At 65.9% G+C, this 5,222-nt stretch carries 6 protein-coding genes; 5 read left to right on the forward strand and 1 reads right to left on the reverse strand.

The genetic code is table 11. From position 1 onward, the window contains the following. The first annotated feature begins 52 nt into the window (after window positions 1–52). The 5 genes from MJ797_RS22500 to MJ797_RS22520 all read left to right on the forward strand — a co-directional run bounded on the left by MJ797_RS22500 (window position 53) and on the right by MJ797_RS22520 (window position 2,886). On the forward strand, window positions 53–409 hold the full coding sequence (locus MJ797_RS22500) for a type II toxin-antitoxin system RelE/ParE family toxin (RefSeq protein ID WP_308128360.1): 357 nt from the start codon (window positions 53–55) through the stop codon (window positions 407–409). Continuing rightward, window positions 409–726, forward strand: coding sequence for a helix-turn-helix domain-containing protein (locus MJ797_RS22505; protein WP_239340928.1), 318 nt, complete (start codon window positions 409–411; stop codon window positions 724–726). The genes MJ797_RS22500 and MJ797_RS22505 overlap by 1 nt, the downstream gene beginning before the upstream one ends. A gap of 449 nt (window positions 727–1,175) precedes the next feature. Beyond that, complete coding sequence (locus tag MJ797_RS22510; RefSeq protein WP_239340931.1) at window positions 1,176–1,451, forward strand: hypothetical protein; 276 nt, start codon at window positions 1,176–1,178, stop codon at window positions 1,449–1,451. Continuing rightward, on the forward strand, window positions 1,448–1,858 hold the full coding sequence (locus tag MJ797_RS22515; protein WP_239340934.1) for a type II toxin-antitoxin system VapC family toxin: 411 nt from the start codon (window positions 1,448–1,450) through the stop codon (window positions 1,856–1,858). Before MJ797_RS22510 ends, MJ797_RS22515 begins: the two co-directional genes overlap by 4 nt. A 386-nt stretch (window positions 1,859–2,244) precedes the next feature. Next, a complete protein-coding gene (locus MJ797_RS22520) occupies window positions 2,245–2,886 on the forward strand; it encodes a hypothetical protein (protein WP_239340937.1) in 642 nt (213 codons plus the stop codon). A gap of 597 nt (window positions 2,887–3,483) precedes the next feature. On the opposite strand, the gene MJ797_RS22530 is transcribed toward MJ797_RS22520, so the two are convergent. Further along, entirely contained in the window at window positions 3,484–5,073 is a 1,590-nt protein-coding gene (locus MJ797_RS22530; protein WP_239340940.1) for an AAA family ATPase, read from the reverse strand. Window positions 5,074–5,222: the final 149 nt, after the last annotated feature.

Consider the following 5,222-nt stretch of genomic DNA (forward strand, 5'->3'; position numbering starts at 1 on the left):
ACCCAGCTACATAACGAATTTGTTATGACGTCCCAAGGCCGGGTAGACGCTGGTGCTGCATCCCGAGGTACGGAACTGGCTGCATGAGGTGCGCAAGGCTGATCGTGCGACAGCGGCGCTCGTGAGACAGGCGATCCAGCATGTGCTGGACGGCCGGGGCCCGGACGAAGGACGCCCGCTGGTCGATCGAGTCAAGGGAAGCCGGGTGCACAACCTGAAGGAACTGCGTCCGGCGAGCACCGGCGGGACGGAGATGAGACTCCTCTTCGTGTTCGACCTGGCCCGACAGATGGTACTGCTGGTGGCCGGGAACAAGGCTGGGAACTGGCGTCGCTGGTACGAGGTGGCGATCCCGCTCGCGGAAGCACGGTACGCCGAGCATCTCGCGGCACTGGGAGACGGAGGCTGATGACGATGACCAAAACGACCGCGGGGTGGCACGCCTATGAGGACACCGGGCAGCTACTCGCCGAACTTGGCCTCACCGACGCCGACATGACCCGGGCCCGCGAGGCCACGGAGGATCATGTCCGCGCGTGGCACCTCGCCCAAGTCCGGGCCGAGCAGGACCGCACGCAGTCTGACCTGGCCCAGACCATGGGAGTCTCACAGCCCCGTGTGTCGGCGCTCGAGCGCGGCGAACTCGACACCGTCACCCTTTCGACGCTGCGGGCTTTATGTGCATGCCCTCGGTGGCACGCTCCGCGTCGTCGCCGACTTCGGTGACCGGGAGTACCGGCTGACATAGGCGCCGCAAGACCGGCCCCGGCCCCGGCGAGATCGACAGCCTGGTCGGCGGCCCTCTGGGGCGTTCTCACCGAGGCCGACTTCGCCGACCAGCCGAAGGTCTACAGCCGTCTCGGCCTGCGGCCGACCTGCGACCCCGGGTACCACCGGGTCACCATCGAGGCCAAGCCTCCGGCGATCATGTACTTGGGAAAGTGTCCGAAGGGGGACTCGAACCATTACCCCACGGCCAGTCGTCCTCACCACCGAACTCACCCTCGCAGGCCAGGGGTGAGCCAGGCCATGAATTCGGCGTCACCTGGCGGTACTCAGAGCGCCCGCCAGGCGTGGGCGTAACCGTCGCCTGTGCCAACGGCCCTGACGGCCCTGCTGTACTCGGCTGCGGCCACGACGCGGGTCCGAGTGCCGCCGGGACCTACACTGGTCGCATGAGCGCCGCATTTGACTACGAGGACATGCACCACCTCGTCAGCCTGCTCAACCCGAACCAGATACACCGGCTACGCCTGCTCGTCACCCAGGACGAAGAGCTGTCCCAGGTAGCCGAAGCCGCCCTCTCCCAACCCGAGACGCCCGGGACGCAGGGTGCCCCGGAGGGCCTGCTGGCCCTCATCGGGAGCATCGACGGCCCACCAGACCTCGGTGAACAGCACGATTACTATGTCCGCCAACGGATGCGGGAACGCTGCGGCGACTTTTCGTGATCGTTACTGTCCTGGACACGGGCCCGTTGGCGGTTGCCCTGAACACGGGCGACCGGCGACACGCCGAGTGCGCGTCCCTCCTGACATCGCTGCCCGGCCATCGTCTCCTGCCCAGCCCCGTGATGACCGAGGTCTGCTGGCTCCTCGAACGCTGGCCGAAGGTGGATGCGGCGTTCCTGGCCGAAGTGGCACGAGGAACCTTCGAACTCGTCCACCTGACCCCTGCCAACCTGACACGCATGGGGCAGCTGGTCGTGCAGTACGCCGACTTCCCGCTCGGTGCGGTCGACGCCTCCGTGGTCACGGTAGCCGAACGCTTCGGCACAGGCCGAATGGCCACCCTCGACCGGCGCCACTTCAACGCGGTGCGACCCGCGCATCTCCCCGCCCTGACGCTGCTGCCCTGACAGGCCACACATCCTACTGGCGGCGCCGAAGCGTCCCAGGCGAATACATCCGGAATTTCTACAGGCCCACAACCGGGGGACGTCAACCCCGGACACGGATGGACCCCCGCTCTCGTCATCCATCATGAACACCTCCTTCAATCGACGACGTGACGACGCGGCCTTGTGCAACGGTCCCCCGGAGGTGCACCCCACCGCAAGGAGATCATTCACCGCTGTGGGCGAGGAGCGGTCAGCGCCGAACCGCCGAGCTCGGGAAGGGTCCGGGTGACCAGTGTGCGGGAACTCGTTCGCCCCGTCACTCGCCTCTGACGGACGCAGCGGCGCCCTGCCCGCGGACCGCGGCCGGGCTCGGCCGGTACCCAACCGGTTGCTCCGCGAAAGCGATGCCCATACTTCACGACATGCGTATTCTCATCCACACCGTCGGTAACGCGGATGTTGGGAGCACATCCGGGGGAAATCTGGTCGCGCGGTGCGCGGCACTGCGCGCCATGCCGAGGCAGGATGCTGCGGAGAAACTCCAGCAGAGCGCACCTGCCGAATCCGGTGGGGATCCACGCCCGACACCACTGGTCGCGGTCCTGGATCGGGAAAAGGGCACCACCGACTACGACCGGATACTCCTGATCGTCAGTATCCCCCAGGACGAGAACGATACGGAATTCACAAGCGACCTCGGCCCTATCATCAAGGAACACCTGTCCGAGGAGTGGACATACGGCCGGACGCTCCCCGCGGACGCGGTCGAACTGCTGGAAATCAAAGCCCCGCTCTCGTCCGAGACCCGGCCGTTGCTGGGTGGCTGGATCAGTGGGAGCGCCGGCGCCGGTCATCCACTTCCCGATGTGGACGTCAGCTTCATCAGGGGTTCCAACGGAGCGGGCCTCGGACTCATCACGGCGGCGATCGAGGCGGGAACGCCGCCGACGGTCATCCTGCCCGCTGATGAACGGCTGGACCTGAGCCGGCAGATCCCGACCCCGGAGAGCCGACAGATCTGCGAACCTCTCAAGGAAATTCGGTGACGAGTGCGCCGAGAGGGCCCGGGGAGTTTGCATTTTCGACAGCGATAGTCTAGCATCCTCAAAATCCTTCCTGGGCAGCGTCCATCGCTTTGGAGATGGCGTCGATTTTTGTCTCCTCGCCCTTCGTCGCCAACGGCGGCTACATGTTCCGCCTCGCTGATCGGCCGGTTGCGAGATGGGAACGGCTCAGGGACCCGAACGGGAAGCCGATTCCACTTGAGATCTTCGTCGATAATACGGGCAACGTCTTCGAGCGATGGATTCTGTAGTTCCATAGCATAGCGTGACCGTACGACGCACGCGACTTTCCGCAAGTTCTTCGCCACCGTGCACGGTGCGGTTCGCACCGTCGAGACGATTTCTATGGGCCTGAGATGGAAACGTCTGCGCGAGCCTGTACCGCGCCTCTACTGCACGGCAACAGCGACACGACCGGCGCGGTCCGCGGGGTGGAGACCATTGCGACCGGGTTGAGGTGAAAGCGCCTCGCGAGCCCCTGTCGATCGTTGGTGAGGTTGGGACCGAGGCATGCCGGGAGCTGGGCGCGACGGTAGCGGCCAGCCTGATGTCCGGGTGACCCGGGAGTTCGACAGGCAGTCAGATGCGCACGACCGCGATGGTGCGTCCGCTTTGGCTGGTGGCGATCTGGGTGCCGAGCTTGGTGCCGACGCGTTTGCGTTCGGCGGATCGCTGATCGAAGATCACGAGATAGCCGGTGGTCAGTCCGAGGCGAAGCAGGTAGCCGTCGAGCTGGCCGATGCCGGCCTGGGTCGGGTCGGCATCGCCGGGGCGGTGGGTCTTGACCTCCAGTGCCTCGCGCTGGACAGTGGATCTTCCGTCGGGCCCTGGATGGCTCCAGCGGATGAGCAGGTCCATAGCGCCGCGGCCCACGCCGTACTCACGGTCAACGAAGCCGCTGCCGTTGATGGCGCGGTCGAGGTACCCGAGCAGTGTGACGTGGGGGGTCACTTCGCGATAGGGCTCGTCGGCCTCGAGGACATCCTCGGTTCGGTGCCAGAACTCTGTGAATCGTTCGAGTAGTCCAGGCAGGTCGAGGCGGCCGTCGGCCAGAACAAACGAACGTGGCTGCGGTGCGCCAGCCACCCCGTCGAACAGTCCATCGGCGAGGACTCGTGTGATCACGTTGCGGTAGATCGGGTTGGCGATTTCCACCGTGGACGCGGTCCGCCGGACGAGGCCGAGGTCGGTGGTGTAGGCGAGGTCGTCGGAGAAGGGATCGAACCTGACCTCCGTGCCGGCAAGAATTGGTTCGATGATCCGCTGTACGCGCGGGTCGCGGAGTCGGTCGAGCAGGGAGTCCAGATGGGTCTCGCGTGCGACGATGAGACGCTCCTCGGCCTCGTCGACGTGGTTGACCGTGATCGTCGTAGTCGCGGGGACCTTCATGCGGTCGACGATCTCGTAGGCAAGCGCGTTGACCAGCCAGGGCTGGCCCATGGTGAGTGCGAAGACGTGCTCTATCGCCTGGGGGGTGAACTTCTGGCCAGTGTCGGCGGTGTACTGATCATAGAGGGCGCGGACCTCATCGAGTGTGAAGTCGTTCAGCCGTAGCGACGTCACCTTGATGTTGAATGGGCTTGGTGAGGTAAGCCTGGTTGGGTCGCCCCCTGACGCGATCTTGTAGTCGCGGACGTCGCGTAGGCCACAGAGCGCAATCGAGGAGGGAAAGCCAGCTGGCCGCCGACGGTAGCCGTCTCGTACTTGACCGAGGACGCTGAGTAGCGTTCGCCCGGACAGTGCGTCGATCTCGTCGAGGAACAGCACGAGGGGGCGTGGACAGGCTCGTGCCCACGCGCCGAATGCGGCCGCGAGCAATCCCTCGTCCCATGCGGCCGGCCAGATCGGCGGGCGCAGGTCGGCCGGCAGGTAGTCCTGCGCTGCTTCCCTGGCGAGGCTGAGGATCGCTCTGGTGGCGGCGCCGACGTCTGCGGACCAGGAGCGTCCTGCCTCCATGGACAGCACGACCGCCGCGTAGTGGCCGCTCGCGGTGAGGTCGGTGGCGAGAGCCTGCAGCGCCGTCGTCTTACCGGTCTGGCGCGGGGCGTGCAAGACGAAGTAGTTCTCCCTGGCGACCAGGTCGGGCACTTCGGGGAGCCGTGCGGACGCCGGGATCATGAAGTGCTTGCCTGGCACGCACGGCCCGGCCGTGCCGAACGTGCGAGCCACCACCCACCACCCTTCTAGGCCACGCGTCTCTGATCGCAACTCTACGGAATCCACCACGGACATCGACCCATCGTCGCGTGGACCGGCGGCTGGCCGACAGGAAGATCGTGACCGACCGTTCGGCCAGGGCGGAGGGCAATACCAGGAAC

Origin of the sequence: Protofrankia sp. CiP3 (assembly GCF_917627345.1) — a bacterium.
In the GTDB taxonomy this organism is placed as follows: domain Bacteria; phylum Actinomycetota; class Actinomycetes; order Frankiales; family Frankiaceae; genus Protofrankia.